Source organism: Massilia agilis (assembly GCF_024756255.1).
Lineage (GTDB): Bacteria > Pseudomonadota > Gammaproteobacteria > Burkholderiales > Burkholderiaceae_D > Telluria > Telluria agilis.
The window spans coordinates 1,016,779-1,033,609 of sequence record NZ_JANUHB010000002.1 but is presented as its reverse complement, the minus strand read 5'-3'; the positions used below and the strand labels follow the sequence as shown (position 1 = coordinate 1,033,609).

Genomic DNA, 16,831 nt, shown 5'->3' with positions numbered 1-16,831 from the left:
CTTGCTGAGCAGATTGTTTAGATTTAAAGTATCTCCCGGGTTCTCGGCCGATACTTTTTCACGGGGCGTCCATGACACGCTTGACCGCTGCAGACTTGAGTCCCTCCGCCTACGTGGACGGCTTTGCCCGCGCCAACCTGCCGCCGTTTGACGAGTGGCCCGACTTCCTGTTCGACCTGCCCGGCCTGCAGTACCCCGAACGCCTGAACTGCGTGGCCGAACTGGTCGACGCCGCCATCGCCAAAGGGTGGGGCGAGCGCACTGCGCTGGTCGGCGCCAACGAGCGCTGGACCTATCGCAACCTGCTTGACCGCATCGACCGCATCGCCCACGTCCTGCGGCGCGACCTGAAGCTCGTCACCGGCAACCGCGTCCTGCTGCGCGGCGCCAACTGCCCGATGATGGCCGCCTGCATCCTGGCCGTGCAGAAGGCCGGCCTGATCGCCGTGCCCACCATGCCGCTGCTGCGCGCCGCCGAGCTGGGCAAGATCATCGACAAGGCCAGGGTCGACGCGGTCCTGTGCGCCACCGCCTTGCGCGCCGAACTGGACGCCCTGGACCAATGCCCGCCGGTGCTGCTGTTCGGCGACGCGGCCGATGCACAAGCGCTGGATGCGCTGATGCGGCGCCACGGCGAGCCGTTCGACGCGGTCGACACCTCGGCCGACGACGTTTGCCTGATCAGCTTCACCTCGGGCACCACCGGCGTGCCCAAGGGGACGATGCACTTTCACCGCGACGTGCTGGCCATTTGCGACTGCTTTCCGCCGCATGTGCTGCGCTCGCGCCTTGATGACGTCTTCATTGGCACGCCGCCGCTCGCATTCACCTTTGGCCTGGGCGGACTGCTGCTGTTCCCGCTGCGCGTGGGCGCGAGCGCAATCCTGCTCGAAAAGCTCACGCCCGAATCCCTGCTGGCGGCAATCGAACAGCACCGCGCCACCGTGTGCTTTACCGCGCCCACCTTCTACCGCCAGATGGCGCCGCTGGCCGCGCGCCATGACCTGACCAGCCTGACGCGCACCGTGTCGGCCGGCGAGGCGCTGCCATTGGCTACCCGCGACGCCTGGCGCGAGGCGAGCGGCCTTGACATGATCGACGGGATCGGCGCCACCGAGATCCTCCACATCTTCATCTCGGCGGCGGGCGCCGACATTCGCCCCGGCGCGACTGGCAAGCCGCTGCCCGGCTACCAGGCCTGCATCCTCGACAAGGACGGCCAGCGCGTAGGTCCCGGCGTGATCGGGCGGCTGGCGATCAAGGGGCCAACCGGCTGCCGCTACCTGGCCGACCCGCGCCAGCGCCAGTACGTGCGCGACGGCTGGAACCTGACCGGCGACGCCTACGAAATGGACGCCGACGGCTATTTCTACTACCGCTCGCGCACCGACGACATGATCATCTCGGCCGGCTACAACATCGCCGGCCCCGAGGTCGAAGAGGCGCTGCTGCGCCATCCTGCGGTGGCCGAATGCGGCGTGATCGGCCGGCCCGACGAGGAACGCGGGCAGCTGGTCGAGGCGCATGTGGTGCTCAAGGCCGGATTCGAACCGTCCGACGCGCTGGTGTGCGCCCTGCAGGACTTCGTCAAACAGCAGATCGCTCCCTACAAATACCCGCGTTCGGTAAAATTCAGGGACAAGCTGCCGCGCACGGAGACCGGAAAGCTGCAGCGTTTCAAACTACGGGATGAGGCACTCGAGTGAGGCGAGATGGCGGACGACGAGCGGGATGACGATGACGGCGCACTGGACCTGGCCAGCCGCCTCACCCACGAACACCACCAGTCGCTCAAGCTGTGGCTGCGCATGCTCTCCTGCACGGTGCGCATCGAGAACGAGATCCGCAGCCGGCTGCGCGCCAGCTTCGGCATCACGCTGCCGCGCTTTGACCTGATGGCGCAGCTCGAACGCCACCCCGACGGGCTGCGCATGGGCGAGCTATCCAAACGCATGATGGTCACCGGCGGCAACGTCACCGGCATCACCGACCAGCTGGAGCAGGAAAAGCTGGTCGTGCGCGTGCCCGATCCCAGGGACCGGCGCGCCTATGCGGTCAAGCTCACCGAAGAAGGCCGCCGTGCGTTCGGCGAGATGGCCGCGGTGCACGAGCGCTGGATCGAGGAACTGCTGGAGGGCGTGCCGGGGGAGGACAAGGCCCGGCTGATCGAGCTGCTATCGCAGATGAAGCGGCGCCTCGATGCCAACGACAAGGCCTGAACCTGACGGGCACGCGTGTGGCTTGAGCTTTTGAAATAGAGGATACTAGGCCATTTCCCCCAACTGCCGCGTCCATGACTCCCATCCAGCCTGAAGTCTCGCCAGAATCCCGCGCCTGCGGCAAATGCAAAACCGCGCCGCCGCTCGACTTCGAGTTCACGTTCGCCTACCAGCCCATCGTTGACGTCCAGACGCGCACGATCTTCGCGCACGAGGCGCTGGTGCGCGGCCCGAACGGCGAGGGCGCGTGGTCGGTGCTGTCGCGGGTGACGGACGACAACCGCTACCAGTTCGACCAGGCTTGCCGCGTGCAGGCCATCAAGGGCGCGGCCGAGCTGGGCATTCGCGAGCGCTTGTCGATCAACTTCCTGCCCAATGCCGTGTACCAGCCCGCGGCCTGCATCCAGAGCACCTTTGCGGCGGCGCGCGAATACGGCTTCCCGATCGAGCACATCATCTTCGAGGTGACCGAAGGCGAGAAGGTGCAGGACCGGCCGCACCTGGTGAACATCTTCCGCGAATACCACCGCTTCGGCTTTTCCACCGCGATCGACGACTTCGGCGCGGGCTATGCTGGCCTGGACCTGCTGGCGGAGTACCAGCCGGACATCATCAAGCTGGACATGGGACTGGTGCGCGGCATCGACGCCAGCAAGCCGAAGCAGGCGATCGTCAAGGGCGTGATTACGATGAGCGCGGAGCTTGGTATCCGCGTGCTCGCGGAGGGCATCGAGACGCGTGCGGAGCGCGACTTCCTGTGCGACGCGGGCGTGGGCCTGATGCAGGGCTACCTGTTCGGCAAACCCGCGCTGCGCGCGGCGGGCGTCATCGATCCTGCGGCGTGGGATTGATTGGCGGCGCCAGCCTGAACTTCTTCCATGCTCGCTGCACTGGACACGATGTTGATGGACGCCCGGCCCCGGCACATGGGCAGGCTGCGGCGCGCCGCCATCGAGTTCTTGTACTTCGGGATCTCATCGTGCAGGCCTGGCGTTTGTTCGACCTGCGCGTGCGCCATCATCCGCCTTACTGGATGGCGGCGGCCATCGCGATCCTCATTTACGCGAACCTCTTCACCCACCCATCAAGGCGAAGATCCACATTCCCGCCGACTAACCGGGCCGGCGGCTGCCAGCCCGGCGCAAGCGCATCAGAGCTTGAACGTGAGCCCTGCGTACACCGAGCGGCCCATGCCCGGCACGGCGATCCCGTACGGCGTGCCCGATTGCGACATCGTGCGGCCCTGGCCGACGTAGGCGCCGCCGAGCGGCAGGTCGTAGCGGCGATCGAACAGGTTCTCCACGCCGGCATCGAGCTGCACGTGCTTCCACGCGTAGCTGGTGCGCAGGTTGAGCAGCGCAAAACCGCCCGTCTTGAGCTCATTGCGCAGCTGCGAGACGCGGTCCTTGGCCGCCGTCGCCTGCAGCTCCATCGTGTTGCTCCACGCGCCCAGCTGGTGCACCAGCGACAGGCGCGCGTTGAGCGGCGCGATGTTGTACAGGTTGTCGCCCGTGGTCTTGTTCTTGCCGACCACGTAGTTCACGAGGCCGCTCGCGCTCAGGTTGCCGTAGGCGCCGCGGGCCAGCAGTGCGCGGCCCGAGAACTCGGCGCCGTACAGCCGCGCATCCTGGTTCGCAAAGCGCAGGAAGACAAACGCGTTGCGCGCGCACTGTGCGGTGAGGCAGCGCGCGTCCACGTAGTCCTTCACGTAGGTGTAGTAGGGCGCGACCGTGACGAACCAGCGTTCCTGCGCCTCGTCGTGCCAGTCGGCGCTGGCGGTGACGGTGTGCGCGACCTCCGGCCTCAGGTTGACGTCGCCGACATAGCCATTGCCGTCGCCGGCGATGTTCACCATGTTCATGGCCATGCCGCCCGTGGACCAGCTGTAGCGTTCGTACAGGTTGGGCGAGCGCGTCTTGCGGGCGTAGCCGAATTTGTAGGTGGCGTCGCGGTCCGGCGCGTAGCGCGCCTGTGCGGTCAGGTCGAGATTGTGGTCTTTACGATGGCGGTCCTGGTCGTTGAACGCCTTGGCGTCCGTGGCATAGGCCGCACTGTAGCCCTGCACCGCGCCGGCGTCGCTGGTCACGTTCTCGCCGCGGATGCCGAACTGGCTGAACCACTCGGGGCTCCAGCGGCGGTCCCATTCTGCGTAGGCCGCCAGGCGGTCGCGCTGGCCGTCGCGGATGTTCCAGAAAGTGTCCGGCGCCATGCCGCCGCCCGACGGCGGCCACCAGTCGTTCAGGCGGTAGCGCTGGTACTCGGCGCCGATGCGCAGCAGGTCGGGATCGGACAGCTTCACGCTGGCCTTGGCGGACAGGCCGGTGTTGCGGCCTTCCGTCTCCATCGGCATGCCGGGGATGTCCGACTTGGCGCCGTACCAGTACAGCTTGTCGTCGCCGAAGTTCATGCCGTGGCGCGTGTGCTCGTGGTAGGCGCGCGCTTCAAGCGTGCCCCAGTCGTGGCGCTCCTGCAGGCGCAGGTTGAACTGCTGGCTGTCGTTGCGCGTCAGGTCCATGCGCTGGTTCGCAAAACCCTCGTAAGGGATGTGCTGCATGCCCATGCGCAGTTCGACCAGGCGCTGTTCGCTACGCACGGCGAGGGTCACCGACTGATTGCGCGATTCGTAGGCCGAGGAGCCGACTTCATCGTGCGGCAGCGCGCGCGGGATCGCGGGCGTGGTGGCCGGCTTGAAGTCGCCACCCGCGTGGTAGTTGTCGGACTTGACCGATTCGCCGCTGTAGGTGGCGGAGAATCGTTCGGTGGCGAGGGTGGCCGACAGGCTGGCGTCGCGTACGTTGCCGTTCGACCGGTAGAACAGGGCGGCCTGGCCCTCTTTCAGCAGTTCCGCGCCCGGCGCCGCGAAGCGCGGGTCGGCCGAGCGCACACGGATGGTGCCGCCGATGCTGTCGCCGCCGGCGCTGACCGGCGTGATCCCGGCCAGCACCTGCACCGAGTCCACCTGCGAGGGCGCGATGTACGACAGGGCCGGGTTCATGTGGTTGGCGCAGGCCGACACGATGTCCATGCCATCGACCTGGATGCGCAGGCGGTCGTCCGCCAGGCCGCGCATCGAAGGCAAGCCCGAGACGCCGCCGCCGCTGACGATGCTCATGCCGGGGACTTGCTGCAGCAGGCCTGCGGTATCGGTGGGAAAGCCGGCCCGGCTCACATCCACTTGCGTCACGTCGGCCTTGGTGCCGGTGATGGTGACTTTCGGGAGATTGGCTTGATCGTTGCCAGCAAGGGCGGCATGGCAGGGGAGGGTAGCTGCAATGGCGACCGCCAGCAGCCGTTTATTCAACGTCGCGTTCATTTTGAATCCTGTTTGCGTGTGCGGATGCGTGCCGTGCCGCTTGGGACGGCACGCATCGGGTGAGTCGTAAGGTTGTGGGCAATCAGGACAGGCTTGGCGGGCCGCGTGGCGGCAAGGGGGCGCAGAGGGCGACTGCCGGCAAGGCAGGACGGGATGGTGGGATGAGGCCACGCAGCGGTGCAGTGCAGGCAGCGCCCGCGAGCCGCGTCTCGGCATAGGGGGCGCCGACGGCGGTGGCGAGCAGGCAGCCGAGCAGGCAGCTGTCGCTGCAGTTGACGTGGTGCTGTTTGACGGGCGAAGGCTGCTCGTGGCAGTGCATCTCCATCGTCGTCTGGTGCCCCGCCGCCGGCAGCACAACCGGGGCCGCCGCGGCAATCGACAACGCGGCCGCGTACAGGCAGAGCAGCCAGCAGACCAGTTGACGGGTAAGGCGACGGGAAACCATACCCTAATGGTAACGTTGCCGCAGTGCAAAAAACATAATCCAGGTTAGGGATTCGGAAGTGAGCAGACACGCGGCTTGTCCCGATCGCCGTCTTCTTCGGAGTGAGTGCGCTCAATCGGAAATAAAATTTGCTAGCAAAGGGAAATTAATATTGCTATGCTAAATCAGCTTCATTGCATTATTGATGAAGTGTTCGTTTCTGATGCATCCACCAAACATCGCAACCCGCGTGCCACAATCAGAGGGAAAAAATGAAAAAGAAATGGATTGTCATACCGTCTTTGCTGGTGCTGACCGTGATCATCGGCGCATATGCCACCGTCCCCCTGTGGCGGCCTTTGTGGGAACAACAGATGCCGCAGCCAAAGGTCGTCGTCGACAGCGCAATGCGGGTGGAGGCGATCGATACCCTGGTGGCAAGGCTGAACGAGCACTACGTCTTTCCCGACAAGGCCAAGCAAATTGAAGCGGTCCTGCGTCAGCGCCAGCACGAGGGCAAGTACGATGGGGTGACGGACGGCAAACAGCTGGCAAAACAGCTCACGGACGATATTCGCGGCGTAGCCCATGACCAGCATATGTCGGTGAGGTTCAGTCCCAAACCGGTTCCGCTCGACGATGCGGTCGGGCCTCCACCGGCGTCCAAAGCGGAGTGGGAGCAGCGCACCAACATCGTGATGCGGCTGATCATGCGCCGCATGGCACACCAGCGCGTGGAAAAGGTCGATCACCTGGGCTCCAACATCGGCTACCTGAAGGTTTCCGGTTTCCCTCCTGATTTCGTGATGGCTGAAAGGTACGGCGCAGCGATGGATGAACTGGCTGACACCGACGGCCTCATCGTGGATCTACGCGACAACGGCGGCGGCGGGCCGGCATCGGTGGCCTTACTGATCAGCTATTTCGTGGACCAGCGTACACGCCTGAACGACATCTGGGATCGGGATACCGGCATCAGCACGCAGCATTGGACCCAAGACAAGCTTGACGGCAAACGCTATGGCGGCAAGAAGCCGGTCGTCATTCTGGCCGGCCCCGGCACGATGTCCGCGGGGGAAGATTTCGCTTACACGATGCAGGCAATGAAACGCGCGACGGTGATCGGCGAGCGGACCTGGGGCGGAGCCCACCCTGCGCGCCCTTATCGACTTGGCGACCATTTTTTTGCCGTGATACCCGGCCGGCGCAGCATCAGTCCAATTACCCATACCAACTGGGAGGGAGTGGGCGTCATCCCGGATATCGCAGCGGCGCCGGACAAGGCGCTTGCGGTGGCCCAGGACCTGCTGCAGCGTCGGCTTCAGGGAACCGCCCCGCTGGCGTCCGCCGAGCCTAAGAAGTAACCGCGATCAGCTCGATCTTCAAGCCCGGTATTCCATCCGGGGCGTAGACGGCCACGGCGCCGGTCTTCAGTGCGTTTTCGTAGAGGGTGCCCTTCGTGGCCACTGAGAAATAGTAGGTGTTTGGCCGCACCGGCACCGCTGGCGGCACCTGCGGCATGTGTGTGAGCGGTACCCCGGGCAGCGCTGAACCGATAATCTTGTCCAGGTCGTCCGGAGCGCCGAGTTTGAGCCGCACTGGTACCGCGGCCACCAGTTCCAGAGGGGGCATGTCGGCGTTGACGGCCAGGACCAGTTGGGTGTCGCGCGTCACGCGGGATGGATCGAGCGCACCACGGTAGCACGCCCGGCGGTTCTTGTCGGCGACCAGCGGGATCAGGAAGTACTTCGCCGCGATGACGGTATCGACCAGGTCGCGGATGATGGTGTCCAACTTGCCGAAGACGTCACCGAGCGCTTCGTGCCGGTATGCCGGCAGGTCGGCGCTCTTGTACCTGTCCGAGAAGGTCATGAGCCCGCCGGCGAGGGACAACAGCTTCTCGTACAGCGCCTCCGGGTGATGCCCGGCCGATCGCACCGTATGCATCAGCAGGGCATTCGCGGTGCTCACGATATTGAGCATCCACCAGGACGAAATGTCACCGGTCGATACCTCATACACGTCGGCGCTGGTCTTGCGGTGCATGCGCTGCAGCGCTTCGATCTTCGCGGTCAGTGCGCTGATCAAGCCATCGATCATGCGCTTGAGCACGGGCGTGCCGCCTATCGCAATGCTCGGCGGAATGAACGACGGATCGATCTCGAATCCGCCTTCCGCGGTGCGCCGAACCTGCACCACCGGTAGGCTGGTATGCGGATCGCGCGGACCGAGTTGCGACACCAGCCTGGCCTTCGTCTTCAGGAACGGCACTTCGATCGCCAGCGCTTCACTGTACAGGTCGAGCACTTCCGATTCGCAGCGCACATAGCGGGCGTCGTCGGCTGTATTACCGCCATGCGGCTTCACTACTGCAAGCGAAATATAGAAGGTGAAGGTCTGCGTATCCTGCGGCAAGCGCGACAGGTCAACGGGATCAGGCAGCAGGTCAGTGCCGGGCGCTTCGTAGATCTCACCGTCCGGGAAGATAACCGACATCGCATCAGCACCCAGTCGGCCGTGGCCGAGGCCATCGAGGTTCCACTGAATCGAGCGAATGCCCCAGAAATGCGGATTGAGCGCTTTGGCCATCTGGCGCAGCCGCGCTTCGTGGTAGATGTCCTGGCACTGGAAGTGCTGCGGGCCCAAGGTCAGGCCTTCCGACCACAGAATCTTCGATGCGCTCATGATTCCCTCCGTCGTGTTGTTTTCCACACAGATTCTTAAAAGCATGGCTTCACGCGGCAATTCCACTATTGATCCTGATCAGATCGGTTCGCTTTTCCATTCCCCAGTGCAGTTCTTGCGAGGGCGCAAAATTGCGCATCAACAAGGCACTGATAATCGCCGGTGGAACATTGCGAGGAGGTCGTATGCGCGGCTTTTCACTTGGTCTCTTGGACAGGCTGGACGAGGATGACGAACGACATCACGCCAGCAAGGCCGGTGCGGGCGCGCGTGCGCTGGAGGACTCGAAGCGGAGCATCACGCGCGACCTCGAAGCACTCCTCAATACCCGCTCGGCGTTGCTGCCGTCCGATCTGGCCTCTTACCCAGCCGTCGCCGGCTCCGTTGTCAATTATGGCTTGATCGATTTCGCGGGTATGTGCATGACCAGCGACACCGACCAGCAGCAGATCTGCGCGGCGGTACGGCTGGCCATCGAGCGTCATGAGCCCCGCCTGCAAAAAGTGGCTGTGAGCCTGTGTCAGAAGAAGGGGGCGATCAACCGTGTCGATTTCCTGATCACGGCGCAGTTGAAAAGCGCACCGCAAGCCGGGCCGATGTCCTTCAACGCCGTCTTTCGCCCGTCGCTGCAGCAGTACTCGGTCGAGGGGAGCAGATAGAACTCGAGGTCGCCGCTGTCATGGATGAACTGTTTGCAAAGTACGAGCGCGAGCTCGTGAACCTCAGGTCGCTGTGCCGGGAGTATGCCCAGCGCTACCCGAAAGTGGCGGCCAAGCTGCAGATGGGCGGGGAGGCGTGCGACGACCCGCACGTCGAGCGCCTGATCCAGGCGGTTGCATTGCTCTGCGCCCGCGTCACCAAGCGACTGGACGATTCGTACCCCGAATTCACCGAAGCGCTGCTCAATCAGCTGTTTCCCCACTTCCTGCGGCCGTTTCCATCGTGCGCGATCGTGCGGTTCTTTGGCGAACCGGACGCGCACGGACAGGTGGCACCGATCGCCGAGGTGCCGCGCGGCACACTGCTCGAAACGGCGCCTGTGCGCGACGTGCCGTGCAGATTCAAGACAGTGTATGAAGTTGCGCCGGGCGGGGTGAGGGTGGCTGCGGCAAGCTTCGAATCGATGATTTGCGCACCGGCGGCCACCCGCTTGCCGGAAGGGGCCGCGTCGTCGCTCACGCTGGTGCTGGAGTCCTCCCGGCCAGGCGTGCCACTATCGGCGAAGGAGTCCGACACCGTGCGGTTGTACGTCGACGGGGACTCATCCTTCTGCGCCACGCTGCGCGATGTCCTGTTCATCCACACTGCCGGCGCGTACTTGCAGGTGGGCGAAGACGGTCCGTGGCAGCCGTTGCCGGCGGTCCCGATCAAGCCGGTCGGTTTTGCGGACGACGAAGGGCTAATCCCTTTCAGGGCGAAGTCGCATGCCGCATATCGCATCCTCGCCGAATATTTTGCGTTCCCTGAAAAATTCAACTTCTTCGACATCGATCTGCCGGCAGTCCTTGCGCGTGTGCCCGAAGGGTGCTCCCGTGTCACGCTGCGCCTGGCTGTGGCCGACGTGCCACCCGACTCCGACAAAGCGCGCATGCTGGCAAATCTCTCGGCGGAGAACCTGCTGCCGGGCTGCACGCCGGTCGTGAACCTGTTCAGCCAGCCGGGCGTGCCGATCACGTACGACCAGGTGTCTTCCGACTACACGCTACTGGCCCACGGCGCTTTCCCGCAGGCGTTCGAGGTCTACTCGGTCGATAAGGTGCACATGGTGCGCCAAAGCGGGAACGGCACGGCGTCCGCCGTCGAGTTTCGCCCGTTTTACTCGATGCGGCACGGCGAGGAAGTGGACGTGCCAAAAGGCCGCTACTGGCTGATGCGCCATGACGAAACGCTCGCCATTACCAGTCCTGGCCACGAGAAGTCGATCACGCTTGTGAACTCGGATTGCGATCCGCTTCAGATCGAACGAAACACGCTCTCGGTCGAGCTAACCTGCACAAACCGGGACCTGCCATGCTCGGTCAAGGTCGGCGCCTCCGAGGGCGATCTCTTCGTGCCAGGCGCCGCGCGCAGCGACGTGATCCGTTTCCTGCGCAGGCCCACGCGTCCCCTTCGGCTGATGAAAGGTGCCGATAGCGACTGGCGGCTTATCTCGCACCTCGCCCTCGATCATCACTTGCTGTTGGAGGAAGGTGCCGCCGGCCTGCGCGAGATGCTGGCCCTTTACGATCTCGCGCAGACCCCGGTATCGCGACGGCAGATCGGCGGCATCGTCGGCTTCGAGCAGAACGAGACGACCGCGTGGATACGGCACAAGCGGGGAGCATCGCTGGCGCATGGTGTCGAGTTACGCCTTACGCTGGACGAGGAGGCTTTTGTTGGCGCGGGCCTGCACCTGTTCGCCCAGGTCCTCGACCACTTCTTTGGCCTGTATGTCTACGTGAACAGCTTTGTTGAACTCGTCGTCCTGTCGCACCAAAGCGGAAAGGAACTGTTCCGATGCCTGCCACGAAGCGGATACATGCCGCTGGTTTGATCAACCTGCTGCTGGATGAGCCGCAACGCTTCCAGTTTGTGCAGCTCGTGAATGTGCTGTTAGGCGTACTTCGGCGCCACGGTGTTCCGTACGAACGCGCCTTCAAGGAAGTGCTGCGATTCCAGAACAGCCTGTCCCTGGCGTTCCCCGCGAGCGAAGTTCGAATGGTCGAGATCGAGCCCAGGCCACCGCTGGATAAGCGCGATGGCGCCCGCGCCGTGCAGAGCGGCCAGGTGCGAAAGATCCGGGTCACTCCCGCGTTCGTTGGGCTGCTCGGCGCTGCCGGAACGCTTCCGCTGCATGACACGGAGCGGGTCGCGGCGCGGCAGTCGGTGGACGGCGACGCAAGCCAGCGCGAACTGATCGACCTTTTCTCCAACCGGCTGATTGGGTTGTTTTACGAGGCCTGGGCGAAGTACCGGGTCGAACATGGCATCGATGTTCGCGGAGAGGATCGCCTGCTGCCGATGCTGACGGCGCTGGCGGGAGCCAGGACGCAACCGGCGGGAAGGGCGGCGGCTGGCGAGGTGAGAGCCGAAACGAAGGCCTATTATGCAGCGCTCTTGGGAACCCGACCAGTATCCGCTGTCACGGTAGAGCGCGTGCTCGCCGACTACTTCGGCGTGCCGATCCGGCTGGAGCAGTTCGCCGGCGCCTGGGATCTGATCCCCGAGAACCGTCGCAGCACACTCGGGACGACCAATCCGATGCTGGGTGCCGGGACGGTGCTCGGAGTGCGCCTGTGGCGCCACGACTTGCGCGCACGGCTGCATGTTGGCCCCCTCGATGAAGCGCGACTTGCCGAGTTCCTGCCCGGCGGCGCTGCGCGGCGTGCGATGGAAGAGATGGTCACGCTGTTCGCCACGCCCACCTTGCAGTACGAGATTCGCCTGCTGCTGGCGCCCAGCTGCATCAAGCGGATGTCGCTGTCCACGCACAGCATTAGCAGACGGCTTGGTTGGGACACGTTTCTGACAGGGACCGCCGGCGTCGCGCAACGTCCGGAGATCGGCGCAATGCTTCGCCCGGCCGTGCCGGCTGTCGGAAGCTTCCGATTGCCCGTGTCGCGTTGACTGCTGTCAAGGTTCCTGTCGGCACGGCGCGGTAACGTAGCTGCTGCACATTTTTCGTTTTTCGCTACGGCCACGCCGAGCGACCAGTGGAGGCAGGTAATGAGCGGGAGCCAGGTAATCGGTGCCGGAGCCGCGCTGTCGGCGTTTAGCGGCGACTCGCAGCACAACCGCTTCTTGCGGCTCGAGTTCCCGTTCCAGGACGGGCCGCAGACAGCCACCCTGCTCGTGAACACGCTGCGCGCGCATGAGGAGCTCTCGCGCGACTTCCGAATCGACGCGGAGGTGCTGTCTGACGACGCACGCATTCCGCTGAAGATGATGATGGCGCGTATGGTGACCATTTCGCTGGTGCGCGAGGATGGTTCGCTGCGGTATTTCAACGGCTACGTGACCGAATTCAGGTTCGTGCGCACTGATGGCGGGTTCGCCTTCTACCATATGGTGCTCGAACCGTGGCTCGCGTTCGCGCGGCTGCGCAAGGACAACGTCTCGTTCCACGGTAAAAGCGTCCGCGAGATCACCGAGGCGACCTTGCAGCATTACCGCCAGGCCGACTGGCAGATGAACACGTTCGACGACGACCCGAGGCTGACCGTCGCCAACCAGCACAACGAGAGCGACTACAACCACCTGCACCGGCGTTGGGAGGCGCGCGGGCTGCACTATTGGTACGAGCACCGCTTCGACGGCCATAAGCTGGTCTTGTCGGACAGGAGCGTGTTGGCCGAGCCGATCGACGCGACCCGGCACGACGACCCGGACGTGATCCCGTTCCGCGACAAGAGCGGGGCGCTCGAGGACGACGGCATCCGCGAGTGGACTGCGGTGCGGCGCCTCGGTTCGGGCAAGACGACGCTGGCCAGCTTCGACTACAAGAACCCTGTGGCGCAGCGTGCCAGCGTTGGCTCTGCCAACCAGCAGGGTGACGTCTTCCCGCATGAGGTTTATGAGAACGCCGGTGCCTACGGCTTTCGCACCCGCAGCGACGGCGAAAAGCTCGCGCAGCAGCGCATGGTGGAGCAGGACAAGGACACGCAGTACTTCGAAGCGGCCGGGAACGACCGAACGGTGCAGCCAGGCCGCACGTTCAAGCTTGGCGGCCATTTCAGTGCCGAGCCGCGGTCGGTCGAGTACGACCCGGAGCCGCGGCACAGCATTGCGGGCCGCGACTACCTGATCCTGGCCCTCGATCATGAGGCGAGCAACAACTACCTGGCCGGTAGAGGCGCGGCGTCGCACTACGAGAACCGTTTTACCTGCATTCGCAAAGACATCCACTGGCGCCCGGGCCCCAATTACAACAGCGAACCGTGCGCGAATCCGGGCGTACAAACCGCGATTGTCGTGGGGCCGGCGGGGGAGGAGATCCACACCGATGGCCTCGGGCGCGTGAAGGTGCAGTTCCATTGGGACAGGCTGGGCAATTATGACGAGAACAGCTCGCCATGGATCCGGGTGATGGTGCCGGCGGCGGGCAGTCAGTTCGGCCAGGTGCGGCTACCGCGCGTGGGCGAGGAGGTGGCGGTCGTCTACCCCGATGGGAACATCGACCATCCGCTGATCCTTGGCGCGCTCTACAACGCGCGCCACATGCCGCCTTGGGAACTCCCGGGGCAGGCTGCGTTGAGCGGTCTGCGCAGCAGGGAGCTGGGCGGTGGCGGTGCGCGTGGTAATCACCTCATTCTGGACGACACCAGTCAGAAGATTCAGGCGCAGCTAAAGAGTGACCACCAGTGCAGCCAGCTGTCGCTCGGGCATATTACGCGGATCGAGGACACGAGCGGACGTAAGGATTCGCGTGGTGAGGGGTGGGAGCTAGCCACCAACGCGTGGGGCGTTGCGAGGGCCGGTCAAGGGATGCTAATCACGACTGAGGCGCGGCCAAACGCCACATCACACCTGAAGGACATGAGTGAGACCGTGCAGCGCCTGGCGTCAGCGGCGGAGATCCAGGAGCAGCTCGGATCGATGGCCGAACGCTCCGGCGCACAGGAAGCCGGCCAACAGTCCGAGGCGGCGGAGGATGTGAAAGCTCAAACTGACGCCATCCGTGGCGGAGCCAAGGGCGCTTTCCCTGAGCTCGGCGAGCCTCACCTTGTCGTGGCCAGTCCGGCCGGTATCGAGCTAACCACGGCGCAGTCGACACACATCGCCAGCGCGAGGCATACGGCCATCACGAGCGGGAAGAGTCTTTCGATTGCGAGCATCGACGGGCTGTTCGCCAGTGTCGGCAAGACGTTCAGACTGTTCGTACACAAGGCTGGGATGAAACTGGTTGCGGCGGCCGGGAAAGTGACTGTCGAGGCCCGGAGCGACAACGTCGAGGTGATCGCCAATAAGGTGCTGGAACTGCTCAGCGAATCGGACTGGGTGAACATTCGCGGCAAGAAGGGCGTACGGCTGCACGGCGTCAACAACATGCTCGAGATCGGCGAGAAGGTGCAGTTCTTCACTGCTGCGCCGGTTCTATTTCACGGCAATTTGGAGACGCTGCCGGCGAAGAGCGTTTCGCAGGCGTTCAACGAACGATCATCGAATTACCACTTTGACCAAGAGGTTAACTTCATCCACGTTGACAATAAGCCGGCGAGGAACATCGCATACGAGTTGGTGCGCGACGACGGTGCCGTCATTGACGGCAAGACGGCGGCAAGCGGCAGTACCGGGCTGCAAAAAGCGGGGGGCCTCGAGTCCTACACTATCCGTTATAAGGGTGAGCTGCCATGAGCAATCAGTATGGCCTGAACGAACGAGGGAACCATCAGGGGCAGTTTAGCCAAGGAGTTGGCGGGTGGGCTGAGTACACCGTGCACATGACCGAGGTCAACGACACCAAACGTCATGATGTGAAGGTTCCTCCAGGTAAGGTAATCCCAGTGATATTCCTGCCGGGCGTAATGGGTAGCAACCTGCGCATGAGCAAGATGCGTCAAGACGAGTTGAAACGGGATGATAACCGCGCTTGGCGTCCGGATGATCTTATGACCGTCTCAGGAAAGATCGACGTCGTAGCTGGTAATGGCATGGGGAACTGGTTCAAAAATGCCACACCTAAGCAGCGGCAGCTGGTCTTCGATCCCAATGAGACAGAAGTGGAGTACTACCACTATACCGAGAGCAATGATCGGTTCGATCCTGACGGAAAGGAAACTTTGGCAGCGGACTTGCGGCATGGGAACGTTCCCGACAGTCTTGGCGCTATCCCGCCCTTGCTTGGCCGGCCCGCCCCCTTTGGCGGAAAGCAAACTCCGGCACAGATCGCGCGTTGGCGTGGATGGAGTGAGGTTCTCTTTGACGGCGCTTATGGCGAGATGCTCAAGACCGCGGAAGCTTACCTCAACAATATGATTTCCAGTTATTACGAGCGCGACGTCATCAACCCAATGTGGAACGCTATTTGCGTGGAGCCAAGCGCATTTGGCGGGGCAAGTGGTGCTGCGATTTCGGAAAGCGATCTCAAAAAGATCTCCGCTTGTTGGTATCCAGTTCACGCAATGGGCTACAACTTTTTGCAGAGCAACGGCAAGTCCGCCGTAGCAATTGCAGAGCGTATTCGCGGGTTAGTAAAGGGCTATCAGAAACGTGGGTTCAAGTGCGATGAAGTGATCATCGTAACGCACAGTATGGGCGGTCTGGTCGCCCGTGCGATACTTCATCCGAATTACGGCAACCTGCTCGGTGACAAAACCGTCAAGGTGCTTGGCATTTATCATAATGTCATGCCAACGATGGGGGCTGGTAGTGCGTATAAGCGAATGCGGTTTGGTTTTCAGGAGAAGCCCGGGGTCCTAGCGTCCATCGAGGCCAAAATTTTAGGCATCAACGGCAAACACGCCACAGCGATTTTGGCCAATACTCCCGCGCCTTTAGAGCTGCTCCCGGGCGCCGCCTACGGCAACGATTGGTTGCGTGTGATAGACGATAGAGGCAAGACGCTATGGAGCTGGCCCCGCAGCATCGAGACAGCGCTCGACAGTATCTACCTAAAAGCTGACAACGCATGGTGGCGTCTTGTTAATCCAAAGTGGGTTAACCCTGCTGGCATTAAGGAAGCAAACGGCGGCGGCCTAAGAAGCGTCCGTACCCGTTTGCGGGATGCTGCTGATTTCCTTCAATCTATTGAGCGAACTTTTCATCCCGAGAATTGCTACGCGAGCTTCTGCGCCTCTAGTGAGCGTCTGACGTACGGCGAAGTTGTCTTTCAGACACAGGACTTCTTATGGCAGCCGGGGGCGAGCCAAAGTCCGTTGCCAGCTCCTGAGACGTGGACGCCGCTAGACGATGACGCTAAAGGAAAACTTACAGTTCAGGCAGGAGACCGCAAACTATTTCTAATGCTGCAGCCCCCAACTGCGCCAGGTGATGAGACAGTACCGGCGGATCGCTCCGCTCGATTGATCCCAGGCACATTGTTTGCGCATGGCAAAACAAAAGGTCATGACTATGAACATCAGGCGAGCTATTCCGACCCCGACGTACTGAAGTCAATGCTGTACTCCATCGTTCAAATCGCGAAAACGGCGAAATGGGGATGAACTATGACTGCGTCATCTAGACAAGCCAAATATTGCGCCGCGTGGCTCA

General features: G+C 63.1%; 12 protein-coding genes and 1 pseudogene. 10 read left to right on the top strand and 3 right to left on the bottom strand.

Annotated features, from left to right (window positions below):
- Window positions 1-71: 71 nt before the first annotated feature.
- From NX774_RS11625 to NX774_RS11610, 4 genes and pseudogenes are all read left to right on the top strand, one after another.
- Entirely contained in the window at window positions 72-1,706 is a 1,635-nt protein-coding gene (locus tag NX774_RS11625; RefSeq protein ID WP_258822334.1) for an AMP-binding protein, read from the top strand.
- Between the two features lie 6 nt (window positions 1,707-1,712).
- Window positions 1,713-2,219, top strand: coding sequence for a MarR family winged helix-turn-helix transcriptional regulator (locus NX774_RS11620; RefSeq protein ID WP_258822333.1), 507 nt, complete (start codon window positions 1,713-1,715; stop codon window positions 2,217-2,219).
- A gap of 74 nt (window positions 2,220-2,293) precedes the next feature.
- A complete protein-coding gene (locus NX774_RS11615) occupies window positions 2,294-3,070 on the top strand; it encodes an EAL domain-containing protein (protein WP_258822332.1) in 777 nt (258 codons plus the stop codon).
- A 125-nt stretch (window positions 3,071-3,195) separates the two neighbouring features.
- Window positions 3,196-3,300, top strand: a pseudogene (locus NX774_RS11610) (DUF817 family protein); the annotation flags it as partial.
- 69 nt (window positions 3,301-3,369) lie between these two features.
- On the opposite strand, the gene NX774_RS11605 reads toward NX774_RS11610, so the two are convergent.
- The gene (locus tag NX774_RS11605) at window positions 3,370-5,532 is read right to left on the bottom strand and encodes a TonB-dependent receptor (protein WP_258822331.1); all 2,163 of its coding nucleotides are present in this window, start codon (window positions 5,530-5,532) and stop codon (window positions 3,370-3,372) included.
- 82 nt (window positions 5,533-5,614) lie between these two features.
- Entirely contained in the window at window positions 5,615-5,977 is a 363-nt protein-coding gene (locus tag NX774_RS11600; RefSeq protein ID WP_258822330.1) for a hypothetical protein, read from the bottom strand.
- A gap of 251 nt (window positions 5,978-6,228) precedes the next feature.
- Here NX774_RS11600 and NX774_RS11595 point away from each other — a divergent pair, with 251 nt between their 5' ends.
- Window positions 6,229-7,320: a S41 family peptidase gene (locus tag NX774_RS11595; RefSeq protein ID WP_258822329.1), complete on the top strand. Its 1,092-nt coding sequence runs from the start codon at window positions 6,229-6,231 to the stop codon at window positions 7,318-7,320.
- Here the strand turns inward: NX774_RS11595 and tssK are convergent.
- Window positions 7,310-8,641 carry a type VI secretion system baseplate subunit TssK gene (tssK, locus tag NX774_RS11590; protein ID WP_258822328.1) on the bottom strand — a complete coding sequence of 444 codons (1,332 nt, stop codon included), beginning with the start codon at window positions 8,639-8,641 and terminating at the stop codon, window positions 7,310-7,312. The genes NX774_RS11595 and tssK overlap by 11 nt on opposite strands.
- A gap of 185 nt (window positions 8,642-8,826) precedes the next feature.
- Between tssK and tssE the strand changes: the two genes are divergently transcribed.
- From tssE to NX774_RS11565, 5 genes are all read left to right on the top strand, one after another.
- Complete coding sequence (tssE, locus tag NX774_RS11585) at window positions 8,827-9,300, top strand: type VI secretion system baseplate subunit TssE (protein ID WP_258822327.1); 474 nt, start codon at window positions 8,827-8,829, stop codon at window positions 9,298-9,300.
- A gap of 20 nt (window positions 9,301-9,320) precedes the next feature.
- A complete protein-coding gene (gene tssF / locus NX774_RS11580; RefSeq protein ID WP_258822326.1) occupies window positions 9,321-11,174 on the top strand; it encodes a type VI secretion system baseplate subunit TssF in 1,854 nt (617 codons plus the stop codon).
- Complete coding sequence (gene tssG / locus NX774_RS11575; protein WP_258822325.1) at window positions 11,138-12,247, top strand: type VI secretion system baseplate subunit TssG; 1,110 nt, start codon at window positions 11,138-11,140, stop codon at window positions 12,245-12,247. Before tssF ends, tssG begins: the two co-directional genes overlap by 37 nt.
- Window positions 12,248-12,346: 99 nt before the next feature.
- Window positions 12,347-14,974, top strand: a complete 2,628-nt coding sequence (locus NX774_RS11570) for a type VI secretion system Vgr family protein (RefSeq protein ID WP_258822324.1) — start codon at window positions 12,347-12,349, stop codon at window positions 14,972-14,974.
- Window positions 14,971-16,782, top strand: a complete 1,812-nt coding sequence (locus NX774_RS11565) for an esterase/lipase family protein (protein ID WP_258822323.1) — start codon at window positions 14,971-14,973, stop codon at window positions 16,780-16,782. Before NX774_RS11570 ends, NX774_RS11565 begins: the two co-directional genes overlap by 4 nt.
- The last annotated feature ends 49 nt before the right edge of the window (window positions 16,783-16,831 follow it).

What these genes read in the sequence shown, in the direction of transcription:
- NX774_RS11620 (WP_258822333.1), top strand. Translation starts at nt 1,713, where the DNA reads ATGGCGGACGACGAGCGGGATGACGATGACGGCGCACTGGACCTGGCC.
- NX774_RS11570 (WP_258822324.1), top strand. Translation starts at nt 12,347, where the DNA reads ATGAGCGGGAGCCAGGTAATCGGTGCCGGAGCCGCGCTGTCGGCGTTT.
- tssF (WP_258822326.1), top strand. Translation starts at nt 9,321, where the DNA reads ATGGATGAACTGTTTGCAAAGTACGAGCGCGAGCTCGTGAACCTCAGG.
- NX774_RS11565 (WP_258822323.1), top strand. Translation starts at nt 14,971, where the DNA reads ATGAGCAATCAGTATGGCCTGAACGAACGAGGGAACCATCAGGGGCAG.
- NX774_RS11595 (WP_258822329.1), top strand. Translation starts at nt 6,229, where the DNA reads ATGAAAAAGAAATGGATTGTCATACCGTCTTTGCTGGTGCTGACCGTG.
- NX774_RS11625 (WP_258822334.1), top strand. Translation starts at nt 72, where the DNA reads ATGACACGCTTGACCGCTGCAGACTTGAGTCCCTCCGCCTACGTGGAC.
- NX774_RS11615 (WP_258822332.1), top strand. Translation starts at nt 2,294, where the DNA reads ATGACTCCCATCCAGCCTGAAGTCTCGCCAGAATCCCGCGCCTGCGGC.
- tssK (WP_258822328.1), bottom strand. Translation starts at nt 8,641, where the DNA reads ATGAGCGCATCGAAGATTCTGTGGTCGGAAGGCCTGACCTTGGGCCCG.
- NX774_RS11600 (WP_258822330.1), bottom strand. Translation starts at nt 5,977, where the DNA reads ATGGTTTCCCGTCGCCTTACCCGTCAACTGGTCTGCTGGCTGCTCTGC.
- NX774_RS11605 (WP_258822331.1), bottom strand. Translation starts at nt 5,532, where the DNA reads ATGAACGCGACGTTGAATAAACGGCTGCTGGCGGTCGCCATTGCAGCT.
- tssG (WP_258822325.1), top strand. Translation starts at nt 11,138, where the DNA reads ATGCCTGCCACGAAGCGGATACATGCCGCTGGTTTGATCAACCTGCTG.
- tssE (WP_258822327.1), top strand. Translation starts at nt 8,827, where the DNA reads ATGCGCGGCTTTTCACTTGGTCTCTTGGACAGGCTGGACGAGGATGAC.